The following is a 23,287-nucleotide window of genomic DNA, read 5'->3' on the forward strand; positions in this document are numbered from 1 at the left end:
CGGGTCAAGTCTTTATTACGTAAGGTCAGATTTGCCTCGTCGGAAGTTGATTCTTCGTATCCGAACCGTAACTAGACCCGCTTCCGGAAAGTATTCGTTGACGGTTCCCTCAGGGCATGGTACAGAATCCAGGCCGCAAAAAAAGAACCCCACGGCAAAACCCTTGATTGGAGAGATCCGGATGCCCCCACCACCTTCCGAGAAAAGTAAACTTCGTTATTTTGGACTGCAAGAACTCGCGGACCGGGGAGGAAATGCCGTCCTGGCTTTTTGGATGATTCTCGGAATGGCTTTCTTTTTATTCGCCGATCAGAATCTGATTTCTCCCAACTTACGGAACATAGCTCGATCCTTCGGAATCTCAAACCAAAAGGAAATCGACTGGAAGATGGGCGGGGAAATTCCGATTTTTTTCTTCGTACTAGGCGGTTTGGTTTCCGTGAACATGGGGTATCTGACCCAAAGGTATTCCCGGAAAGTTTTGGTCGTCGCTACCGTGTTGTTGGGAGAAATTCCCTGCCTGCTTTCCGGCTTGGCACGTTCTTACGATGAATTTTTACTTCTAAGAACTTTGACCGGATTCGGTTTAGGCGGGAGCTTTCCTCTCCTCTTTTCGATCTTAGGGGATTATTTTACGGATAAATCCCGTTCCACTGCCTCCGGTTATCTTTCTTTAGCGATGGGCTTGGGCGTGGGTGTAGGTCAACTCGTAGGAGGAATTTTAGGGGAAAGCGATCCGGAAAACGGATGGAGACTCAGCTTCGTTTATATGGCTGCCCCTTCTTTTTTGTTCATGGCCGTTTACGCTTTGTTTTGCGAAGTTCCCCGGAGAGGAGGATCGGAAAAGGAATTTATGCAGACGGACACTTCCTCCGAATCGGACGTCCGTTTAACATGGCAGGATATAAAAATTCTTTTCGCCAACAAAACGAATATAGGAATCTTTCTGCAAGGAATTCCTGGCTGCGTCCCCTGGGGAGTGTTCTTCACCTTTCTGGCCGACTTCTACGAACATGATTACGGAATCCCGAAAGCGAGCGCCGCCGGGTTGGTGACGTTCGCCGCCATCGGCATCTTTGCGGGCACGTTCTTCGGCGGAGTCATCGGCCAAAAACTGTACAACAGAAATAAGAGCTCCATGCCGATCTTCTGCGCGGTGATGGTGCTCGTCGGAACCGCTCCGAGCGTCTATCTATTGCATGCGGGACGCGAGGCTCTGAACCCTAGCTTTTTATGGATCAATGTTGCGACCGGTTTCATCATTTCCGTAACCGGCCCGAACGTACGTGCTCTAATCATGAACGTCAATCCTCCTAAAAATCGTGCAGCGATGTTTTCGCTCTACAATCTGACGGATGATCTAGGCAAAGGCCTCGGCCCGGCGATGGCCGCGATCATTTTGGGATTCGTAGCGGATCGGAGTACCGCTTTTACGATAGCGGTTCTATTCTGGATTCCTTGTTCCCTGCTTTGGGGTATCATTCTCTCGAATTTCCGAAAGGACGAGGAAAGCGTACATAGGATCCTGACCGAAGAAACGCGAAAAAAAAGAAGGACTTCCTGAAGTGAAGCAAGAAACTCCGAACGTTTTTTTATTCGATATAGAAGGCACGACCACGCCTATCGAATTCGTCCACAAAGTGCTCTTTCCCTACTCCGACTCCAATTTTCTATCTTTCTTCCGGGAACAATTCCCGGAAGAAAGACGATTCGAAGAATTCAAAATCGCTTCGGAAAAGGAAACCGAGTTCGACGGGCCGCTGGAAAAAAATCCGGAAAGTCTTTCGAGATTCTGCTCCTATCTGGTATCCAAGGATCGAAAGTTAGGAGCGTTGAAGGAGACACAGGGAAAAATCTGGAAACGCGGCTACGAATCGGGAGAGTTAAAGAGTACCATTTTCTCCGACGTGCCTCGCTTCCTCGGCAAAATCAGGAACGCCGGAAAGTCGGCCGCCGTCTACTCCTCGGGAAGTGTGGAAGCCCAGGTGCTCATTTTTCGATATTGTGAAGCGGGAGACCTGACCCCCTACTTCCGCTCCTATTTCGATACGGAAGTGGGAGGAAAACGGGAACCCCAAAGTTATCTTGCGATCGCGGACAAGCTGGCGGTTTCCCCGGGCAAAATCGTCTTCTTTACGGACATAAAAGAGGAAGCAGAGGCGGCAATCTCCGTCGGAATCCGCCCTTTTATAATGGAAAGACCCGGCAATCTGCCCCAAGGCTCGCACCAGTTTCCGATTTTAAGGACTTTCGACGACGTTCCGCCGGATTTTATCGGAACTTAATACTGAAGAGATCCGCGCCGCCTACCGAAATTCGTACTATGACTCCGTTCCGAGCCTTTCCGATCCTCGCGTCCCTTTTTCTCGCCTTCGGAACACCCCAAGCCAAAGAAGTGATTTACGCCTTTCGCGATCCGGGAATGCCGAAAAGTTCCAAACAGGACGACAAACCCAGAAAAGAAAAGATGATTCTGATCGGAGAAACGATGATGTTCGATAAGGTAAAACCCATCGAATACGAAGGACAGTACAAGAACCTGGAACTCGGTTACGATATCCGCCCGGATATCGTAACGGTGAAAGTGCATTACGATCCGGGAATCCGTCCGGGACAGGTCCTGTATCTCATAGAAAAAGACTTCGATCACGAAACCTTTAAGGACGGAAATATCGTGGGGCAGATCGAAGTGAAATCGGTGTTTCAAACCGCATTCATCGGAAAGCAATTGCGAGGGATCGGCTATCTGGGAATCGCGAAAGAAAAGGTTCTTTCCGTAGCCTATCCCTTATCGTCGGAACAAACGGGCCCCGCCTTGGTGGAACGGAAAAAAGGGGACTATCATTACGCGAGAAACGAAGTCCCGGAAGCGATCCAAGCATACCGCAAATCGATCCGTTTGGATCCTTCCTCGCCTACCGCACATTATCGATTAGGAATACTGTATTTAAACGAATCCCCCGATCCCCAAGGTGCAGCAACCTGTTCCGGAATTTTACCCATGAGCGCCGGAGCAGAATTCGCGTCCGCTTGGAAAAAAAGAGGGAGATTCGAATCGGATCAGGACATGATCCGGTTCGCGAGGGAATACGTTTCCTTTTTGAACTGCAAATCGGAACAGTCCCCGAGCTTCCTTAAAGGGAGCGGGGTTCCTGAAGAACTTTACCGGGCGGAGGAAGTGGCTCGATCCGGATTTCAGGTTTCCCGTTCCGACTACGAACTTTTAGTGAGAAGCGCCGAAACCTTTTATAAATTTTACCTCGCCTACACACCCAAAAAAGTACAGCAAAGAACCGGATCCTCTCCGGAGGAGTCGGCTTCGCTACGGAATAAGCAGGACAAATCCTGGGAAATCGCGGAGCGACTGTTAAAGGAAGCCCGTACGGATAACGAGACGGATTATCGGATCCACAGAATTACCGCCCTCATGAACGCAAAACGCTTTCTGGAAGTTTCGGGAGGAATTCGTTCCACCACTATTGCTCCCGAAGCCGCATTCTTTCGGAAGAAGGCCTTGAGCGCAATCCAGTCCTATAAACAATACAAACCGAAGAACGTTCCCGGAGATCGGGATATTCTAATCATGGAAAAGGATTTAGGAGGGGACTAAGACCTTAATCCTCCTCTTCGGGAAGAAGCGCTTCTATAAAATAAGCGATGAATTCCAACTTACCGGTCATGCCGGATTTTTTGTAGATGGAAAAGGATTGGTTCTCTATCGTTCGAACGCTCTTTTGCAGATTCGCCGCGATTTGCTGATTGGAAAAACCTCTTAACATCAGCTTTGCAATCTCCTCCTCGGATGGAGAAAGCCCCCAAGCATAAAATTGCAATTTGATCGAGCGCCAAAATTCCTCTCCTATCTTCTTTCCGCCGGGAAGGCTCAATCGATTTTTATAGGCGCGAAGACTTTCCTCGGCCTCCCTAATCCGTAACTTCGCCTTCTTCAGTTCCAAAAACAAACCGATAAAAGCGAGTAAACCGATCGAGGCTAACAAAATCTCGACGGATTCGGAGCGAATCGAATCCAAAGAACGAAAAGCAAGAATTCCGTGGAGAGAAAACAGCTCCGCAAAAACCCACGTAAAAAAGAGAACGATATAAACGAAAACAAAAAGGATTCTAAAATTACCGATATTTAATACTCTCATTTCCTTCGTCGCAAATGGCGAAAATCGCCGAATCAAAATATCTTTCCGAAGAAACGTCCGGAGGACACCGGACCGATTTAAGTCGATTCGAATTGCGGAGGAGGCAAGGACAATAACGCGGAACGCAACATCGGAAAAAGAAGGAGAGAATCCCTCCTTTCCCGATGATACAGGAACGATTTGGGCGAAAAGAATTCGAATCCGAAACTCGGAAGGGATTTGTCGTGGAACTCGCCTTTTGTTTGGACTTCGAAATAGGATCCGGTAAATAACCCTTCGTGCCCTCGGATAGTATGCCTTGCACTCTTGAGTTGAATTGCATCTCGACCGACTATCGTATAATTTCCGTTCCAAATATCGATACTATCGATGACGGCGTCCATTCCGACGGAATAAAGTAGAACGACGAATGTGAAAGCGCGAAGAAACCGAAATCTGTTCTTCTTTTTGCTTTCCACGCTGGAAACTGTCGATCGCATAACGGGTTTAAAGTTTAGAAGATGCGGAATCCTTAAGTCAATTCTTAAAAGAAAATCGTTCCGACTTTTTACGACAGAGAACTTTACGATTTCCTACAAAATAAAACCTTAGTCGATTGTTCTTGTTCCTTTTCTTCAAAAATCATTCCTTTATTTCCGATTTGGAATGAGTAGTTACCACATTGGTGGCTTCTACTCATTGACATGCGTTTCGTATCCGATACAATCATTTTATATGATGATCATAAGCGACGGCAAGTGGGTTAAGGATTATTACGACGAAAACGAACTGCATTTTTACCGGAAGAGAAAATCCATATTCAAAAAAAAGACGAAATTCCAGGAAGTCGAATTGCTGGAATTGCCTGCGATAGGCGAAGTTCTAATCATAGACGAAGAACTACAATCCGCCAAAATGGACGAGCACATCTATCATGAGACCTTAGTCCATCCCGCCATGATCTCCAACGAGAATCCGAAAAAGGTTCTGATACTCGGCGGCGGAGAAGGCGCCACGTTACGGGAAGTCTTGAAATACCAATCCGTGGAACTGGCAGTAATGGTGGACATAGACGCCGAGTTAGTCGAGTTCTTCCATCAGAATATGCCCCACTGGCATTTGGGGGCCTTTGACGACCCCAGAACGGTACTGGCGCTGATCGACGGAAAGGAGTATCTGAAGAATACGTCTCATCTGTTCGACGTGATCATCATCGATCTTACCTCCGGATTCACCGAAAGGATGCAGGAGGAATTCGAACCGATTTTGAATCTCTACTCGAAGGAGTTTTACGCTCTTTGCAAATCCAAACTCGCTCCGGACGGAATCGTCGCGGTCCAAGCCTTCGAACTCACTCCCTTGGATTGGTCGGAGCACGCGGTCCTTTATAGAACCCTTTCGAGCGCCTTTTCCCGGGTCACCAGTTATTCTACGTTTATACCTTCCTTTTATACGAATTGGGGATTTCTCATCGCGTCGGATCACATAGAGAATTCCGAACTGAGTCCCGAGGAAGTGGAACATAGGATTCTGGAACGGGGTTTGACGAATAAACTCAGATCCTTTAGCGGACAAAATTTCCTAGGAATGAAAAGCATGCCCAAGGATCTGCAATCGAACCTGCGAAGACCGGGAACGGTGATAGAAGACAACAAACCGATCAAAGTGTATCCCAAAGAGGATAACCAGTAGGTCCCAAGCCCTCATCATTCGGATTTCCGGCTCTGAAACCCTCCGAAACCTTCCCTCTCCGTCGTTCCGAATAATAAAAAAGCCGTTTCCGGCGGATCGAATCCTTCCGTATGTCCGATTTTCGATTTTTTTATAACTTAGGTATTTACCTAAGTTATAATCCGTGATATACTTAGGCGAATGCCTAACAAAAGTAAACGTCTCGATAACCTATTCCATGCGTTGTCGGATCCGACTAGGCGCTCCGTATTGGAACGTCTCAGCACGGGTCCTGCCTCGGTCGGGGAATTAGCAAGGCCCTTTAATATGGCCCTTCCTTCGCTGATGCAGCATTTGGACGTCTTGGAAAACTGCGTTTTGGTCAGATCTCGAAAAGTAGGTCGCGTACGGACGTACGAACTCGCCGGCAAATCCCTATACGCGGGAGAACGGTGGTTCGTGCGCCAGAGAACTCTATGGGAGAAACGGCTCAACCAACTTGACGGTTACTTGATGGATTTAAAGGAGAAACAGAATGACGGCACATGATTATTTTCAGCCCGATAAAAACAAAGATTTGGTCTTCGAACGAGCGATAGACGTCCCGAGAGAGCTCGTATGGTCCGCTTGGACCGATCCGAAACACGTCGTAAAGTGGTTTACCCCTGCCCCTTGGAGAACGGTGGATTGCGAGATCGATTTAACGCCGGGCGGAATTTTCAGAACGGTTATGCGTTCGCCGGAAGGACAGGATTTCCCGAACATAGGTTGCTATTTGGAAATCGTGAAAAACGAAAGGTTGATTTGGACGGATATGCTTCAGCCGGGATACAGCCCTTCCCCTAACGGTTTTTTTACGGCCGTTCTCACGCTTGAAAAGCTGCCTCAGGGAACCAAATACAAGGTTCTAGCTCGCCATAAAGACGAGGAAACCCGAAAGAAACACGAGGATATGGGCTTTCACGACGGTTGGGGAAAAGCCTTAGACCAGCTTATAGAACTTTGCAAAACGACCCTAAAGGCTTAAATCTCCAATCGGAGAAAAGGTCGTCTAAAATTCGAGGATTTAAGACGACCTTCCTCCGATCCTGTACGGGTTATCCCCGCTGACCGAAGATCCGGCGAGACGGCCGGAATCATTTTTTGGATTTACTTTTCTTTAATGTCCCGGAAGACCTACGGTTCGTTTGGATGGAGCGGCTCGTTCTAGTATCGACGTTAGATTCGTTATCATCTCCTAACGCTTCCGGATGAAGGAATAGGGAAACATCCGAAGTGGAAAGAACCTTAGCCTGCTTTTCCTCTCTTCCTCGCATCACCAGAATGTAAAGGCTCGGCATAACCGTTAGCACCAAAAATAAAGCCGATGTCAGACCTCCCACCATTACGGTAGCCAAAGGTCTTTGGACGTCGGATCCCACCCCGGTCGCCATAGTTGCCGGAATCAGACCCAAGAGAGCCAGAAGCATGGTCATCAAACGAGGACGCAATTGACTGACTGCGGAAGCGGTCGCCGCGTCCATGACGTTCATCTTCGGAACCCCGGCAACCTGACCGTGTAAATAATGATTCGCTTTAGAAACGAAAAGGATTCCCGCCATCGTCGCTATTCCGAAAAGGGAAATGAATCCCACTCCGGCGGAAACGTTGAAATAATACCCGCGAATCAAAAGCGCATAGATCCCTCCGATTAGGGAAAGAGGGATACAGGAAAGCGCTACGAATACTGAACGGAGATCCCTATAAAGAAGATACAACAGACCGAAAATAATCCCGATCGTTAATGGAATTACGATCGCCAATTGCTTTCCGACCCGGGCCAGGTTCTCGTATTGGCCGCCGTACTTCACCTCGTAACCTTCCGGGAATTTCACTTCCTTCTGGACCCTTTTCTGAAGTTCGGCGACGAAACCTCCTTGGTCCCTTCCCCTAACGTTCAGACGCACCGTAACCGTCCTCTTACCGTCCTGACGGAAGATCATCGTGGGGGAATCCTCTTGTGTTATATCGGACAATTCGGAGAGCGGAATTCTTTCTCCATTGGGAGAAATGATCGGAATTCGGGCGATCTCCCTGGCCGATTCGCGGTAATCCTTGGCAAAACGGGCAACGATTCCGAATAGGGCACGCTCTTTCGGAGGACTATCCATAGGTCCTTCGTACAGATAACTGATGGGTTCCATCCCTACCGCCGCCTCTATCACTTGCTGGATATCGTTCACGTTGATTCCGTATCTGGCCGCTACATCCCGCTTGAGGCGGATCACAAGCTGAGGAGCAGGTCCTTCCTGTTCGATCCCGTATTCGCTGGCGCCTTTCATTTCGGACACGATCTTAAGGATTTGGTCCGCCAAATCCCGCATGATTCTCATATCATGTCCGGATACGAAGACGGCCAAATCCGCGATGGTTCCCATGATGGCTTCCGAAAGGTTGTCCATGATCGGCTGGGAGAAACTGACTCTGACCCCCGGCAAGCCCTCTTCGAGCTCGTTCCGCATTCGGATCAATAGTTGCTCCTTCGTGATCTTTTCCTTCCACATTTTATAGTCTTTTAATCCGACGTAAACTTCCAACCGGTTCGGAGGCAGGGGGTCGGTACCGTCGTCGTTCCTTCCGTATTGGGAAAGAATCGTTTCGACCATCTCGTTTTTATAAATGATCTTTCTAACCTTAGGAACGAACTTCTTCGCCTCGGGCAAGGAGATACCTACCGGGAAGTACAACCTTAAAGTGAATCCGCCCTCGTCGAGAGAAGGCAGGAATTCCGTTCCGAGAGTCATGAAGCCTACGACCAAAAGTCCGCCTACCGTGGTAAATGCGATGGCCACGACCCGTTTGGATCTCACGACCAAAAAATGTACGATTTTTTCGTACGTGGTTTCGATCCAATGGTAGATCGGATTGTGCCATTCGATCGGACCGGGATTCTTCGATTCGAAATATGTTCTGTAGAAGTACGACATCAGAACCGGAACGATGGTCATTGTGAACAATAGGGCCCCGAAAATCGCGAAAGAGAGCGTAAAGGCCATAGGCTTGAACAGCCTTCCTTCTATCCTTTCGAAGGAGAAGATCGGAAGGTAAGCGAGTATGATGATCAAAATGGCAAAGAGAATTTCCGTCGCAACCTCGGAAGCGCAATCCATCGTAAATCGGATGATTCCCTTTTGCTTTTCCTGCTCGGTCGCATTCTTGTAGCGGCGCATGATGTTTTCCACCATAACCACGGCGCTATCCACCACGATGCCGAAATCCACCGCTCCCAAAGAAAGTAAGCTCGCGGAAATTCCGGATGCGTTCATCATCGTAAAGGAGAACAAAAGTGCGAACGGTATCGTCGCGACCACCACGAGGGAAGCTCGAATGCTCCCGATAAAGAAAATCACCACTAAACTGACTACGGCGATCCCCTCGAGCAGTGTGGTACCGACGGTTCTAAGAGTGTATTGGACCAGGTCCCCTCTGTCGTAAGTAGTGCGGAGACGGGTTCCGTGCGGCATGTATTTTTCGTTGATCTCTTGAACCTTAGCCCTGGTTCTTTCCAAGAAAGCGTTCGGTTCCACCCAACGTCTCATCGCCACGAGTCCCTGAACGGCGGAATCCACGTCGATCAATCCTTCCTGGTCGTTCTGAATCGTATAACCTAAAATACCGCTCGGTATGGGCGGAGCTACTTCCACAGTTCCGATGTTTTTGATGAAAACGGGGACCCCGTTCAGATTCTTTACTACGATATCTTCTATCTGACTGATGTCGCGGATGGCTCCCAAAGATCGGATCGGCAGGGACTGCTCCCCTTGTAATAGGAAGTTTCCCCCGGTGTTCAAGTTGTTATTCTGGACCGCTTCGATCACGTCGGAGACGGTCGCCTGGTAACGGATCAGACTTTCCGGATTCATTACGATGTGGAATTGTTTCGGCAATCCTCCGAAGGTCACGACGTCTGCGATTCCGGAGATCTGGAGCATCTTAGGCATGACGATCCAGTCCTGAATGCTACGCAACTCCATAGGGGTATGGGTTCCCGTCGTGGATTCGACGACGTAACGGTAAACTTCTCCCACCGGGGAACTCATGGGAGCCAGCGTAGGACTCACTTCTTCCGGAATCGTAGCATCCCGAACTTTTTCCATCAAGCGCATCCTGGCGAAGTAATCGTCCGTTCCCTCTTCGAATACGAATTGAAACACGACCAGTCCGTTGATGGTTCTGGACCTACGAACGATTACGTTCGGAGTGGAGTGCAATACCCTTTCGATCGGCATCGTCACCCTTTCTTCGACTTCCAACGTCGCCTTACCGGGAAACTTGGCGACCAAGCGAACCTGAGTGTCCGCTATATCCGAATAGGCTTCTTTCCTGATATCGATCCAGGACCAGATTCCCACAAGTAAAGCGGCGACTCCCGCCACCAACGCAAGCAGCCTATGAGTAAGAGCCGCTTCGACAACGCTGTTTATGATCTTCATCTCGAATTACCAAACTATAAAAGGAACTTTCGATCCATTATAAAAATTAAAAATATAGCTCCAAGCGCCCGATCGAAAAACCTAGGATCCGGCCCTTTCGCTGGAAGGAAAACGATCCTTTATCGATGATAAGAATGCACCCTTCCCCTTTGTATCAAAGAGATTAAATCGCAACCGGAGGGGGGATGTTCAGAAGAAGAGAGGAAATAAGACGGGTATACGAATAAGAGCTGAAGAGAACGGGACAAAAATGACGAAGGGTTTCGAGAGAATCCGATCCGACCAGGACCTCGCAGAAATAGTCCATAAAATCGAATCTATTTCTGAAAGAAAAGGCAAAATGACGGGAATGTTCTCCCGATATCGACTCTACGGAATGGCTCTTGGCGACCTCAGAATTCGCGGCAAAAGGCGGTTCCCCCTGGTCCAATCCGATCAGGGTCAAATCCGCGACTCCGTCCTGCTTCGTCGGACACAGGGTAATCGTCGCGAGTAGAACGATTATCACCCTCTGTAAAAAGATTCTTTGCACCATTTTCTACATTTTGAACAGGTCAAATCCGTGCAAGCCTTTTTCGGACCGTATGAGCCGGTGGAAGTGAAGGAAGGCGCAAGGTTCGCACCTAACATCCTCTAAGGGACGGAGATTTTTCCCCATCGATCCCGGCTTACGAGACACCTCTCAAGGAATACTCCGAAATCTTCCTTAGCCTTTTTTCGACCGGAGGCGAATAACGTTAACCTTTGGTCCGGTGAATTCTATACCTTCGGATATATAAAGTAATTAGAAGAAGGTCGAACATGCTCTCGTTGATAAACGAAGGTCTACAAAAATATCCGATCTCAACCGGAGTCTAAATTAGATTGCATACAATAATTTTAAATTTTTGGAAAGTATAAGAGAACAAAAGTCTAAGCTGTAGAGGTTGATGGTTCCACCGATAAAAAGAAACCGAGGAGGACCAAATGTCAAACCTACGACCGCTTGAAAAATATACGCTCTTGTTCCTGGTTTTTATCGGAGTATTTGCCTGCCAGAACATCACACTCCAAACTCCGATAGATAGATCGAGTTCCTCCGACACAGTCGACAACCCGATTCGAAATGCCGCCATCATGTATCTGATCGCCGATCAGATAGCGTTAACCCCGGACGAGTGCACGAAGACCTACATTACTACGAATCTAGTTTGGCCGCTTCCTGCAAATTACGGAAGAATTTCTTCTGAGACGCGTAATTTCCAGACCATCATAGGAATCGACTCTACGATCGACATAGCAAGCCAATATCCTAATTTTCTAAATCCCGAAACCACGTTCTCCGTAGCGGTGGGAGGCAATACCGCATGCGACGCGATCACTCAGTTCAACTCGATTAAGACTCCGAACCCGCAAAACTTCGTCATTTCGAGCGCGGACGGAAACGGACTTTTGCACGGAATCCGTGCGGACGACAGCGTCAAAACGACGATCAGGCTCGTGTCGAAAATTCGCAGCCGGTGGCCGAACGTAAAGGTTGCAGTCGTAGGCGTACACCCTACAAGATTACAGGGAATTAATTCCGTTAAGGATTATACGAACTCGCAAATAGCGACCTATCTTAAATCATTAACACACACTTGCTATTATGATCCGATGCCCTTATTCGGTGTGGGACCGGGAGAATCCGCTCCGGCGTCGTTAATGTTGGATTCCATACATTACAACGGGAACATCTCTTTTCAGATTAAGGAAAAGCTGAGGGAAAACTGCGAGATTTCCATTTAAGACGGAAACGTTCTCCTCCCGTTCGGAAAAATCCTACGATACGGAAGTAAAATATTCGAAAAAAGGAAAGTAGATATATGCCGCGCGGAAAGCGGCATATACGCGTTGGTTATCTTCGAAGACTTATGTCTACGGTTTCTTCTTTTCCATCTTTTGTTGAGGAATGGCTCCTTCCTTCGAGCTGATCCTTTGAAAAGATTCGGAAAATTTGGAACGGATATCCGTCCAATTTTTTTCGATAGTCGTATTCGTTTGGACGACGCTATCGACGATTTTCGTAGCTAAATCCCGGAGCCGGACGGAAGATTCGCTGCTGTCTGAAGCACCTTTTGCGACCAACTCCTCGAATTTCTTGGTCATAGACGCTTTCGTCTTGTCCACCTCCGCTTGTCCTGTCCGAACGATTCCGATTCCCGCATTTACGAGTGTCATCATTTCAAGAGCCATTTCGATCCTCCGAATTTAAGATTCTGAGTTTATAATCCGTTTAGATAGAGTGGTCAATAAAATTTGAAGGCCGAACGAAAAATCGGGAATGAATTCAATTCATTTAACAAATCAAAGACAGAATGAGTGTAACAAAAACGACTACAAAGTATCCGAATGATTCCTTTCAGATTCGATGATTTATCGATAAACTTTATATCTGAAACGAAGATATAACGGAAAAGTAAGGAAAATGTACGCATTTCGCGCGTTAGATGGTACGGGAATGATAAGAACGAATTCCGGGGAAACCGATAAACATCACGCAAGCCCCCGAGCATGAGAATTACCGGATCAATCCGTTCTCGACGGATTTCTCTAGAGCGGACGAGTTAGAATAAAAATGAATTCACCCTAATCGGACGGAGATTCTCTAAAATTCGCTCCGTTTCCGACCGCTCTTGAAAAAAAGTCCGAACAGAACTGTTGAATCATTATTGTATGGATGAGTTTCTATTTCAAGTTTTCGGCTTCCTAGTCGGCATCTTAGCCTTCTTCGGAATGCATTACGGATTTGTGGCGGCCGAAAAACGTAAGCTCCAAAAAAGGGATATCGATCGGAAATAAGGCGGCGGACTCGATCAGGATTCGGAAGTTCGCCGGAGAATTTTTCCTAATTCGACGAAACTTTCGAACCTACTCCTTTGGCCCTTTGATCGGTCCAACTAGTATAATGATCGACGAACGTTTCCTCAGCCGGTCTGTAATTGACCCCCAACTCGTCGATACTTCGCTTATTGTCCGTTAAAAACCGTATTCCAAAATGTTTTTTCATAAAATCCCGATTCAATCCGAAAAACGGGCCTACCAACATGGCCGCCCAATTCGGCACTTGAAACTTCGGCAGCAAATACGGGCGTCGATGGACGTTTCGAATCGCGTTTGCCATTTCCAGGAGGGAAGACATCTCTTTATGGGCCAATATAAAACGCCCTTTCGCGTTCGTATTTTCGCCCGCTCTAATATGCGCGATAGCAAGGTCGCGAACGTCTACTATAGTAAAACTTAGATTTGCGGCACCGTAAAAGAAATATCCTTTCAGCAGTTCTTCCATAAGAGAAAGACTACCGGACTCGGACGAGGAAGTAAGCGAGGGTCCCAAGACCAAACCCGGGCAGATCACGACCATGCTCCAGCGTTTCTGTTCCTCGAACATATTCCATGCGAGCTTCTCCGCCATAACCTTCGAATAATGATACGGCTGGTTCTCAAGATTGCTTGAGGTATTGAAATATTCCTCCGATAAAATCCGATCTTTCATATCGAATACGTCGATATAATCTCCGAATATTGCGCCGACCGTGGAAGTAAGAACGACTCTGGATACGGAAGGAGTATTGTTAACGGAATCCAATACGTTCTTCGTTCCCATCAAGGCAGGGACGAGCATTTGGTTCTGCCCGTCGACGATCTTCTCCGGAAGCAAAAAAGGAGAAGCGACATGATACACGATTTCGCAATCCTTCATCGCGGAGCCGAAGGATTCCAATTTCAGCAGATCGGCTTCGAAGATTTTCAAGCGGTCCGGAAATTTTTTCTGCAATTCCATTAACGGCTGCGTTTTTGCGAAATTCCCGATATTTCTAACGGTCGTATGAACGATATCGTTTCCTTCCGTTAACAACTCGTGAACCAGTCGGCTCCCGATATATCCGCTACCGCCGGTTACCAAAACTTTTTTAGGCATCTCCGAAGACCTCTTATAATAAGCGAAGGACGACTTAGATTCGCGTCCCGATTCTATGCGATTTTAAATTAGAGAAAAAGATAATCCAAATAGTGAGCATTCGCTCGCTTTTGTAAAGTAAAAATTGAATCAATGTTATGGCCGCGCCCTACGGGACGGGCTGCTTCGGGTTCGCGGAGAGCCGCTCATCCAACACGCAGGTCGGATCGTCTTCATAATTCATTTAACAATCCCGCGTGTTGGACAAGCCCTGCGCATCCCTCGCGGGCACTTCGAGAAATCAGGTCAGTGCGCGATTCGTTATTTCATACTGTGAAGCGCGATACGGTTTCCTTCGGAATCTAGGATAATCGCCATAAAGCCGTTAGGTCCGATCGAGGTCTTTTCCTGAAGAACGCTTCCGCCGGCATCTTTGACTCGATTCAAGGGCTTGGACAAATCTTCGCCTCCGTTTAGATACAAAAGCGAGCCTTTATCGACTACCTTATCTCCGTCTTCGACGAGACCTCCGGAAACGCTACCATCCGAATACGGAAATACCGCGTATTTCTTAGGTGCCCCTTCCATCATCGTTAATTCGATTTCGAATACTTTCGAATAAAACTCGATCGCTCTTTCCATGTTTTTAACCGGGATATCAAACCAAACCGCAAAGTTCGCCATAAATCCTCCTAATACAATTAGCGAATATCTAAGATAGAAAAGAAATCTTACAAGCCCGATTCCCTATCGTTTAAAAATTCCGGAGAAACACGAATACTTGATCATGTCCTAAAATTCTTTCGAAATTAGAATTTCAAGAAACTCTCAAAACCAATACTTAAATCGAATTTTCAAAAACGCCTTCACCAACATCTATCGATGCTCCAAAGTTTCCGGCATTCCGCTGAATTCATATTCTTGAATGTTAAAATTATTTATCAAATTATAGTAAAAAATAATTTGACTATATTAAAATATTCCATCTCTTTTATGTGAAAATATATTATTTCCTATAGGAGAACTATGTGAGAAAAATCACACTAATCTTATTCCTGGCGATTTCCGCCTGCATTTTCAACTGCAAAGAGGAAAAAACCAAAGTCGACGAATCCCAAACCCTTCTAAACGGAAATTGGGTCTTGGATTTCGGTTGCCAACAGGATCCGAGTCCGAACCCGATCGGATGGTTGATTATACACAATAATTCCGTAATTTCCTGCCTCAAGGAATCGCAATCGGTTACGAAAGGATTGATCGTAAAAACGAAAAACCAGGGTATTTATCAATTCGACTGGCAAAAAGGAGGCTCTTCCACTGCCGAATATCCCGTCACTCAATGGCAACTTTTGGGTCTGACTTCGCAAGGAAGCAGCAGCTGTTATTCGAGAGTCAGAAATCCGGCAAACAATCCGCCTCCATTCTGCAATATGTGAGAATTTTCCACTCGATACAAAGATGAATGTCCGGAAGGCGGAAATCGTTTTCCTTTCGGACGTTGATATATTATGGAAACGTTACGAATTCTCGTAACTCATTTTGACGAAGCCCAGTTTCGAGTTCACGATATAGATTCCGAAGATGACCAAAAATGCCCCGCATAGATCGAATACGTTCGGAGTTTCGCCTAGTATCCAAGAGGTCAACATGGCGATGACAGGAATCAGGTTCCCGAAAATGACCGCCTTGTCCGGACCCACAGCTTGGATCCCGTAATTCCAACAAAGATATCCTACGAAAGTACTCAACGCCGCCATGTATAAGATGGCGGACCAAGCGGAACCGGGAGCCTTTTTCCATTCCACGTTCCAATCCCCGTTGATCAGAGTTAAGACCAGCAATGCGATCGTCCCGAATAAGGCCGTAAATGCGGTCGTTTGAATCGTGGAAACGCCCGGAATAAATTTCTTCATTCCTACCGAATAAAAACTCCAACAAGTAGCCGCGGTAAGAATAAATAAAATTCCTTCTCCATGAAAAGCTTGGATAAAGGCGCTTATGCTTCCGTCGGAAATGACCAGCATGACTCCGATAAAGGAAATTAGGGTCCCCAGATAGTGCTGGAACTTGATCTTTGTTTTCAAAAGAAAGTAAGAGAGAAAAATTGCGATCGCGGGCGCGACCGCGACTACGATCGCCGCATTCATGGGAGAGGCCTTCTTCATTCCTATAAAGAAAAAGAAATTGAATCCGAAAACCCCTATGATTCCGAGAGCGACGAACACGATCAGGGTCCGTCGATCCACCTTCAATAGTTTTCTATTGGTGAGAAAGACGAATGAAAACAAAAAGCATGTAGCCAAGACGAAACGAAGCGCTCCCGCCAAGCTGGGTGAAAAAAAGGAAAGCGCTTCCTTCGCGACATGGAATGTCGTACCCGTGATCAGAGAGAAAAATACCAGAAAAACGTAAGGTTTGATGGATTGCATATCGATTGGACCGATTTATAGTCGTCTCTAAGTCTAAATTTATCTCCGGATTTGGCAAAAATTCCCTGAATTCCGGCCGATCGGAACTAAGGTCGAGAAAGCTCATAGTTTGTCATCAAACTTTTTTACAAAACGGAGCCCTCCGCTCTTCCCTCGAAAAGAAGTCTGATCTTATGATTCCGGACGATATTTTTGGTTGCGGATTATAAGATCAGACGAATCCATTCCTATTTCGAATATGATAGAAACATGACCAAAGAACATTTCGACGTGATCACCGTCGGTGCGGGGCTCTCCGGGATCAGCGCCGGCTACCATCTGCAAAAATTCTGTCCGGGCAAGAAATACGCGATTCTAGAAGGTAGATCCGACATAGGCGGGACTTGGAGCCTATTTCAATATCCGGGGATTCGTTCCGATTCCGACATGTTCACTTTAGGATATTCTTTTCGCCCCTGGAGAGAAGCGAAAGCGATCGCCGACGGCCCTTCCATTTTGAAATATGTACGGGACACAGCGAAAGAGTTCGGCATCGATAAGAATATCCGCTTTGAACATAAGGTTCTTTCCGCCTCCTGGTCCGACAAGGATCTACGATGGACGATAAAGGTCGAAGTCGGTCCAAAAAAGGAGAAGCGAACTTATACCGCGAGCTTTCTATACATCTGCAGCGGATATTACAATTACGAAAAGGGATTCACTCCTAAATTCCCGGGCATCGAGAAGTTCAAAGGCGAACTGATCCATCCCCAGCATTGGCCAAAGGATCTGGATTATACCGGAAAGAAAGTGGTGGTGATCGGAAGCGGTGCGACTGCCGTAACCCTTGTGCCTTCCATGGCGGACCAAACCGCACATATTACGATGCTGCAAAGATCTCCGACCTATATCACGAGCCTGCCGTCCAAAGACATAGTCGCGGACATACTAAGGTTTCTTCTTCCCGCAAAATTGGCCCATCACATCGCTCGAGTTAAGAATATCCTAATACAGATCTGGTTTTATCAGCTTTGTAAGAGATCGCCTAACCTGGCGAAATGGCTGATCCGAGCCCGACTGAAAGCGGCTCTTCCGAAAGGCTATGAAGTGGACACTCATTTCAAACCGAGTTACCAGCCTTGGGACCAAAGGGTTTGCCTGGTTCCGGATTCGGATCTATTCAAGGCCGTCTCCAAAGGAAAAGCTTCCATCGTCACCGATCAGATTGAAACTTTTACTCCTCGCGGGATCGAACTGAAATCGGGTAAGGAATTGGAGGCGGATATTATCGTAACCGCGACCGGTTTGGATCTGATAGCGGTCGGAGGAATTCGTTTAACGGTAAACGAGTCGGCTGTGGATATCTCCAAATCGTACACGTTCAAGGGCCTCATGTTAAGCGACATTCCCAACTTCGCTTTTTGTGTAGGATATACGAACGCATCCTGGACCTTGAGGGCGGATCTGACTTCCACCTACGTATCTCGCCTCCTGAACCACATGGATTCAAACGGTTATTCCAAATGCGTTCCTATTTGCGATGAATCCGGAATGGTAAAAGAGCCTATCCTGGACCTGAATTCGGGGTACATCCGAAGATCCTTAGACAAATTCCCGACGAGGGGAGCGCGCAGGCCTTGGAGATTCCATCAAAATTACATAATGGACTTATTCGATATAAATTTCGCGGACATAAAAGATTCCAATCTTTCCTTCGGATAGAACGGAAACCTTACGAAGCAAAAAGGAAAACTGAATGAAAAATTTTAAAAACAAAGTAGCCGCAATTACCGGTGCCGGCTCGGGAATGGGAAGGGAACTTGCGATTCAACTCGCGGAACAAGGATGTCATCTTGCATTATCCGACGTGAACGAATCCGGATTGGCGGAAACCGTTCGGATCGTCAAGAATCGGAATAATAGCGTTATCATTACGAATCAAAAGCTGGACGTGGCTGATCGTTCCGCCGTATTTCAATGGGCTTCCCAAGCAGCGAAGGATCACGGTAAAGTAAATTTGATCTTCAATAATGCTGGAATCGCATTCGGTTCGACGATCGAAGGATTTGAAGAAAAGGATTTCAAACGGGTCATCGACATCAATTTCTGGGGAGTGGTTCACGGAACCCAAGCCTTCCTTCCCTATTTGAAAACGAGCGGAGAAGGACATGTCATCAACACTTCCAGCGTATTCGGCATCATCGCCGTACCAGGAACTTCCGCATATAACGCTTCCAAATTCGCAGTCAGAGGATTCACTGAAACTTTAAGACAGGAATTGGATGTTATGAAATGCGGGGTATCGGCTACCAGCGTGCATCCGGGAGGGATCCAAACCGCTATTGCAAAGAGTTCTCAGATTAACGAAAGCCTAAAGTCTTTAGGCTTGGATCCGAGTCATGCCAAGGACAAGATGGCCGCTCAATTTATTACGACTCCGAAGAAAGCTGCGTCCATGATCTTAAAAGGAGTTCGGAAAAATTCCCGAAGGGTCCTGATCGGCCCGGACGCCGGCTTTGCCGATCTTATGCAGCGCATCTTTCCCGGCGCCTATCAAGTATTAGTGGGAAAACTACTTTTAAGAAGAATGCGATAGATTCGGGTCACTGCAGGATTACTTTTCCAAAGAGCCCAGAATATCCGAGAAGATCTTACTCACGGTCTTCTGGATATCCGGGTCTCCTAGTCCCCGGCAGTAATCACGCAAGTGAGATCTATATCCGTTGTGATATGAGGACAAATAGAATCTTCAACCCAAGATGCGGAGACCAAAAACTTACCCTTTCATGTTCTGTTTTGATTGATGAGTCTGCCGATCTTCAGCATATCTCGAGGTTTCAATCTTAATCCGGCGTATGCCATAGGAATACCTCGAGTTGTGAGCCATGGATCTATCCTTTACCGTAAGATACATCTCAACGACCGGTGTTCCACGCCGCTCCACTAAGACACTGTGGATATTTTCCCCGCTTTCGAAAACCTCCTTCAAACTAAGACAAAGTTTATCGTCATGAAATCCTTGGGAAGAAGGGGAATCCGTCTTCCAGTCGGAGTCCGGCACGGGAGTTTTGCAAGCGAATCGATCGGATTCTGCGTGCAAACCGTGATTACTTACAAGCAAGGTTAAAAAAGGAGATTGAATAGGATTTTGCTATTTCGAAAAGATAAAATCAAAATTTTCTCCATATCGGTTCTCCCTCTTTCGAATGAGGGGCGGCCGGAGATTTCTTATAGGAACTTAGACTTGTAGAGATTGATTGCGACTCCGGGAAAACCGCGAATAAGAATGAATTTTTCAACGCGATTTCTTTCGTGAAATCGGTTCGATTTATCGTTTTTTCCGCTTTTTTAAAGTCTACTAACAAATACGAAATTAGGTTTGTGGATCGATTCATGGACCATGAAAGCAATCGGTACGCGAATCGAAAGCACCGTTCGGACTCTTTGGTGGGGATGGAAAGTAATGGAGCGTAGAAAAGCAGACAGATATTTTTCCGAGGAAATATGCAAATTTAAAATTCGAGCCAAAATCGACGAAATCGGAGTGAATGGATTTATATTCGATATATCCGAATTAGGCGTGGGCATTGTTGGTCAAATGTCGGATGAAAAAAGAATATTCACTGGAGCTAATATTTCCGGATATGTAATAAGTCCGGATGAAAAAAGAAAATTTCATTTTGAAGGATCGATTGTCAGAAAGGAATTTATCTCTCATGACGAAATCGAAAAACTTCTTATCGGAATAAGATTTTCAGTCAAAATCTCTTTGCCGGATTATTTGACCATGTTTGCCATGCCCGTAGGATTCATCGTCGATTAATATCAAATCGATTCCAGTCCTAAATAGAGATGCCTCATTCCCAAATTTATATATTCCATGAGTAGTTTCAGAATTTATACGTATTGATTACCTGCTGAAGATTCTCTCCTATTTGCTCCACATCGTTCGAATTTTCAAGAAGAGTTAATGAACTATCGGCTATCGTCTGAGTCCCGGTTGTAATAACTTGGATTGATTTAGATATTTCCGTCGCCGCGATCTTTTCCTGGTTTGCTGCATCAAGTATTTGATGTGAATTTTCAACTATCATCTGAATAGAATTTACAATCTTATCCACATCGCGACTTTGCTTTTCTTTCGCATTACTCACCAAACTTGCCGCATCGCGTACCTTAGAAATATTATTCAAAAGTTGGTTAAAGCTGCTTTCCATTCCTTCCACCATCTGAACGCTATTTACGATTGCTTTTTTTGTTTCAAGAGTAAGCGAAAGGATATTCCTCGTATTCTGAGCCGTTTGATCCGCTAATTTCGTGATTTCTTGCGCGACTACCGCAAATCCTTTTCCCATTTCGCCCGCACGCGCAGCCTCAATCGCGGCGTTCAGAGCAAGTAGATTTGTTTTCTCGGATATTTCATTTATAATATCCACGACCTCGTCAATACGAGATGCTTTTTGATTCACCTCATGAATCGACTCTGAAGTTTTTCTCGAACTTAACATTCCTGAAGCTGCTTGTGTTGAAAATTCTTCCGTTAACCGCTTCATTTCTTGCATCGCTTCCTCTACCTCCTTCATAGCGGAGCGGAATTGAATTACTATAGTTTCTATTTCCTTCAAATGTCCCGATTCAATCGTAAGACTTCCAAGGACGCTTTCTACCGACGCCGTAAGTTCCTCCGTTGCTGCCGAGGTTTCTTCGGACGAGGCGGCTTGGTCCTGGGTGGCGTTGGAATATTTTCTAACAAGTTCCGCTGCGTCTTTTGACTTAACTGTAAGCTTTCCCGTAACCTGCCGTAGCAGAAATATTATCTCAGTAAAATTCAGAATAAAAACTCCCATCCACTTCAGGAGTCCGCCGATTTCGTCGTTGATTCCATAGTCCAGATTTTCCTTTAACTCCCCTCCTCCTCTTACGATCTGCCGTATCTTATTTGTACTATCTCTAATAACATCCAATATGCTTTTTATAGTCAGAAACTGAAATAAAATCAAAAGCCCTAGAATGGAAATCACGGAAGAAGCGGTGATGAGTCCTTCTTTTTTCGATCTCTCAGCCTTTATTCTTAGTTTCCGAGCGAGACTTGACGCAACCTTTTGATTAAGCGCAAATACGCTATCAATGCATTCGGTTATTGGATCGAAAAATTCCCCTGATTTTATTGTAGGTCGTTCGGTATCGACTATTTCCGTTGAAATAAGAGCCGTGATTTTATTTATTCTTTCGGTCGTATCGGCATAACCCGATACAAACTCCTTTTCATCCGGATTAAATTGAATTATATATTCGAAATTCTTCGAAAGATTTTCAAAAGACCCGCCTGCATAGCCGAGTAATTCCTTAATCTTTAATTTATCTGAACTAGGTATGCTCTCCCCTTTTACGAGAAGCGGGGAAATATACGCCCGCAACTGCCCGAGGCTTTCAGCAAGATTCGGAAGTTTTGACACCGAAGCGTCCACCATGAAATGCGTATCCGTTCCCGAATCTATAAATAGACCGGAAGCCACTCCGACCGCGCTGTCTAAATCCAATATTAAGCGAATCAATTCTACGTGTCTCGAGAAACTTTCCCTATACGTAAGTTTACGATTATTGTCTCGCAAGTTCTCCCACTCGCTTACAACCGATTTTCCTTTTTCGAAAGTGTGAAACTTATTTCCGGCGGTTTCGTTAAGGAGTTCGAATTCTTTGTATCTTGAATTCATTTCATTTTCAATTTCTGTAATTGTCGGCAAAAGAGCGCTTTCGCCATTCAGGAACCTTCCCAGAAGTCCTCTGTGTTTTGCGGTTAGCCTCATCAATTCCGCAAGCTTCAGATTATATTCACTTCCCTCCAACCTCGAAATCGAATTGAAATATTCCTCGTTTATATCTAGAATAATTTTTAATGACAATGATCCCAAAGCAATCGCCATTAATAGAAGTATAAAAAGAAGTTTTGTCTTGATTCGAAATCTTTGTAAAAATTTCGTCGGATTTAATATCCACTGAATATCAAATTTAGCCCCTTTTTTATCCTTATATCTTTTAATTGCTGCGACTATCTGTTCTTCCGTCGGCCTTATTCTTACGGCCGTAAAACCGGTTCTTTTCCCATACGAATCAAAAACGGGGGTAACGGTCATGTACGCCCAATAATAGTTTCCGGATTTTAGCTTATTTTTGATAACTCCATTCCAAGGATCTCCGGAAAGAATCGCTGCCCACATTTCTTTGAATACCGTGTTAGGCATTTCCGGATGCCGCATGATATTATGATTTTCTCCGATCACCTCCTCTCTAGAAAATCCGCTAAACATGAGCATATCATGATTTATTTCTATTATTTTTCCATAAATATCGGTTGTACTAACGAGAGTAGTATTTTCGGGAATATCCACCTGGTTGCCGATAGTATCTAGCTTTCCAATCTGCATACTTACTCCTGCTCAAACAAATATTGAAAGTAAAACTTCATAGGATAACATCCCTGTTCCGAATTCATTTTTAGCCTAGTTACGTTTTAACGGACACTTTTTTAAGCTACACTTTCTTCAAACCCAGCGGGATTCGCATAACCTAAGATGAAATGCGAATTCTATCCATTGAAAGAGACTTTTATTCACCCAAATCCGGGACCATACGCAGGGACAACTTACCCTGTATAAATTCAACTCGGAGAAAAGGCTGGTCGGGGTG

General features: G+C 46.0%; 20 protein-coding genes. 11 read left to right on the forward strand and 9 right to left on the reverse strand.

Features of this window, described 5'->3' with window-relative positions; translation table 11 throughout:
• Window positions 1-181 precede the first annotated feature (181 nt).
• Genes EHO61_RS16280 through EHO61_RS16290 form a run of 3 tightly spaced genes read left to right on the forward strand, consistent with a single transcriptional unit; the run spans window position 182 to window position 3,610 of the window.
• Window positions 182-1,564 (forward strand): MFS transporter, encoded by a 1,383-nt coding sequence (locus EHO61_RS16280; RefSeq protein ID WP_135814613.1) that lies wholly within the window; start codon window positions 182-184, stop codon window positions 1,562-1,564.
• 1 nt (window position 1,565) lies between these two features.
• A complete protein-coding gene (mtnC, locus tag EHO61_RS16285; protein WP_135814614.1) occupies window positions 1,566-2,285 on the forward strand; it encodes an acireductone synthase in 720 nt (239 codons plus the stop codon).
• A 38-nt stretch (window positions 2,286-2,323) separates the two neighbouring features.
• Window positions 2,324-3,610, forward strand: a complete 1,287-nt coding sequence (locus tag EHO61_RS16290) for a tetratricopeptide repeat protein (RefSeq protein ID WP_135814615.1) — start codon at window positions 2,324-2,326, stop codon at window positions 3,608-3,610.
• Window positions 3,611-3,614: 4 nt separating this feature from the next.
• Here the strand turns inward: EHO61_RS16290 and EHO61_RS17375 are convergent, their stop codons facing one another.
• Window positions 3,615-4,151 (reverse strand): helix-turn-helix transcriptional regulator, encoded by a 537-nt coding sequence (locus EHO61_RS17375; RefSeq protein WP_246032190.1) that lies wholly within the window; start codon window positions 4,149-4,151, stop codon window positions 3,615-3,617.
• Between the two features lie 77 nt (window positions 4,152-4,228).
• Complete coding sequence (locus tag EHO61_RS16300; protein ID WP_135814616.1) at window positions 4,229-4,630, reverse strand: hypothetical protein; 402 nt, start codon at window positions 4,628-4,630, stop codon at window positions 4,229-4,231.
• 235 nt (window positions 4,631-4,865) lie between these two features.
• Here EHO61_RS16300 and EHO61_RS16305 point away from each other — a divergent pair, with 235 nt between their 5' ends.
• From EHO61_RS16305 to EHO61_RS16315, 3 genes are all read left to right on the forward strand, one after another.
• Window positions 4,866-5,822 carry a spermine/spermidine synthase domain-containing protein gene (locus EHO61_RS16305; RefSeq protein WP_246032191.1) on the forward strand — a complete coding sequence of 319 codons (957 nt, stop codon included), beginning with the start codon at window positions 4,866-4,868 and terminating at the stop codon, window positions 5,820-5,822.
• A 180-nt stretch (window positions 5,823-6,002) separates the two neighbouring features.
• Complete coding sequence (locus EHO61_RS16310; protein ID WP_135814617.1) at window positions 6,003-6,350, forward strand: ArsR/SmtB family transcription factor; 348 nt, start codon at window positions 6,003-6,005, stop codon at window positions 6,348-6,350.
• Window positions 6,337-6,828, forward strand: coding sequence for an SRPBCC family protein (locus EHO61_RS16315; RefSeq protein WP_135814618.1), 492 nt, complete (start codon window positions 6,337-6,339; stop codon window positions 6,826-6,828). The genes EHO61_RS16310 and EHO61_RS16315 overlap by 14 nt, the downstream gene beginning before the upstream one ends.
• A gap of 109 nt (window positions 6,829-6,937) precedes the next feature.
• On the opposite strand, the gene EHO61_RS16320 is transcribed toward EHO61_RS16315, so the two are convergent.
• Together EHO61_RS16320 and EHO61_RS16325 are read right to left on the reverse strand one after the other, a co-directional pair.
• Complete coding sequence (locus EHO61_RS16320; protein ID WP_135814619.1) at window positions 6,938-10,273, reverse strand: efflux RND transporter permease subunit; 3,336 nt, start codon at window positions 10,271-10,273, stop codon at window positions 6,938-6,940.
• A 163-nt stretch (window positions 10,274-10,436) separates the two neighbouring features.
• Window positions 10,437-10,808 carry a hypothetical protein gene (locus EHO61_RS16325; RefSeq protein ID WP_135814620.1) on the reverse strand — a complete coding sequence of 124 codons (372 nt, stop codon included), beginning with the start codon at window positions 10,806-10,808 and terminating at the stop codon, window positions 10,437-10,439.
• Window positions 10,809-11,239: 431 nt separating this feature from the next.
• Here EHO61_RS16325 and EHO61_RS16330 point away from each other — a divergent pair, with 431 nt between their 5' ends.
• Complete coding sequence (locus EHO61_RS16330) at window positions 11,240-12,040, forward strand: SGNH/GDSL hydrolase family protein (RefSeq protein ID WP_135814621.1); 801 nt, start codon at window positions 11,240-11,242, stop codon at window positions 12,038-12,040.
• A gap of 129 nt (window positions 12,041-12,169) precedes the next feature.
• Here the strand turns inward: EHO61_RS16330 and EHO61_RS16335 are convergent, their stop codons facing one another.
• The 3 genes from EHO61_RS16335 to EHO61_RS16345 all read right to left on the reverse strand — a co-directional run bounded on the left by EHO61_RS16335 (window position 12,170) and on the right by EHO61_RS16345 (window position 14,876).
• A complete protein-coding gene (locus EHO61_RS16335) occupies window positions 12,170-12,487 on the reverse strand; it encodes a phasin-related domain-containing protein (RefSeq protein ID WP_135814622.1) in 318 nt (105 codons plus the stop codon).
• Between the two features lie 652 nt (window positions 12,488-13,139).
• Window positions 13,140-14,213, reverse strand: a complete 1,074-nt coding sequence (locus tag EHO61_RS16340; RefSeq protein WP_135814623.1) for an NAD-dependent epimerase/dehydratase family protein — start codon at window positions 14,211-14,213, stop codon at window positions 13,140-13,142.
• 300 nt (window positions 14,214-14,513) lie between these two features.
• The gene (locus EHO61_RS16345) at window positions 14,514-14,876 is read right to left on the reverse strand and encodes a VOC family protein (protein WP_135814624.1); all 363 of its coding nucleotides are present in this window, start codon (window positions 14,874-14,876) and stop codon (window positions 14,514-14,516) included.
• 344 nt (window positions 14,877-15,220) lie between these two features.
• Between EHO61_RS16345 and EHO61_RS16350 the strand changes: the two genes are divergently transcribed.
• A complete protein-coding gene (locus EHO61_RS16350; RefSeq protein WP_135814625.1) occupies window positions 15,221-15,628 on the forward strand; it encodes a hypothetical protein in 408 nt (135 codons plus the stop codon).
• Window positions 15,629-15,709: 81 nt separating this feature from the next.
• On the opposite strand, the gene EHO61_RS16355 is transcribed toward EHO61_RS16350, so the two are convergent.
• Entirely contained in the window at window positions 15,710-16,621 is a 912-nt protein-coding gene (locus tag EHO61_RS16355) for a DMT family transporter (RefSeq protein ID WP_135814626.1), read from the reverse strand.
• A 249-nt stretch (window positions 16,622-16,870) separates the two neighbouring features.
• Between EHO61_RS16355 and EHO61_RS16360 the strand changes: the two genes are divergently transcribed.
• The 3 genes from EHO61_RS16360 (at window position 16,871) to EHO61_RS16370 (ending at window position 20,423) form a co-directional block, all read left to right on the forward strand.
• Entirely contained in the window at window positions 16,871-18,322 is a 1,452-nt protein-coding gene (locus EHO61_RS16360; RefSeq protein WP_135814627.1) for a flavin-containing monooxygenase, read from the forward strand.
• A 34-nt stretch (window positions 18,323-18,356) separates the two neighbouring features.
• On the forward strand, window positions 18,357-19,196 hold the full coding sequence (locus tag EHO61_RS16365; protein ID WP_135814628.1) for an SDR family NAD(P)-dependent oxidoreductase: 840 nt from the start codon (window positions 18,357-18,359) through the stop codon (window positions 19,194-19,196).
• 867 nt (window positions 19,197-20,063) lie between these two features.
• A complete protein-coding gene (locus EHO61_RS16370) occupies window positions 20,064-20,423 on the forward strand; it encodes a PilZ domain-containing protein (protein WP_135814647.1) in 360 nt (119 codons plus the stop codon).
• 67 nt (window positions 20,424-20,490) lie between these two features.
• Here EHO61_RS16370 and EHO61_RS16375 read toward each other — a convergent pair whose 3' ends face one another.
• On the reverse strand, window positions 20,491-23,025 hold the full coding sequence (locus EHO61_RS16375) for a methyl-accepting chemotaxis protein (protein ID WP_246032192.1): 2,535 nt from the start codon (window positions 23,023-23,025) through the stop codon (window positions 20,491-20,493).
• Window positions 23,026-23,287: the final 262 nt, after the last annotated feature.

It is taken from the genome of Leptospira fluminis, assembly GCF_004771275.1.
Lineage (GTDB): Bacteria > Spirochaetota > Leptospiria > Leptospirales > Leptospiraceae > Leptospira_B > Leptospira_B fluminis.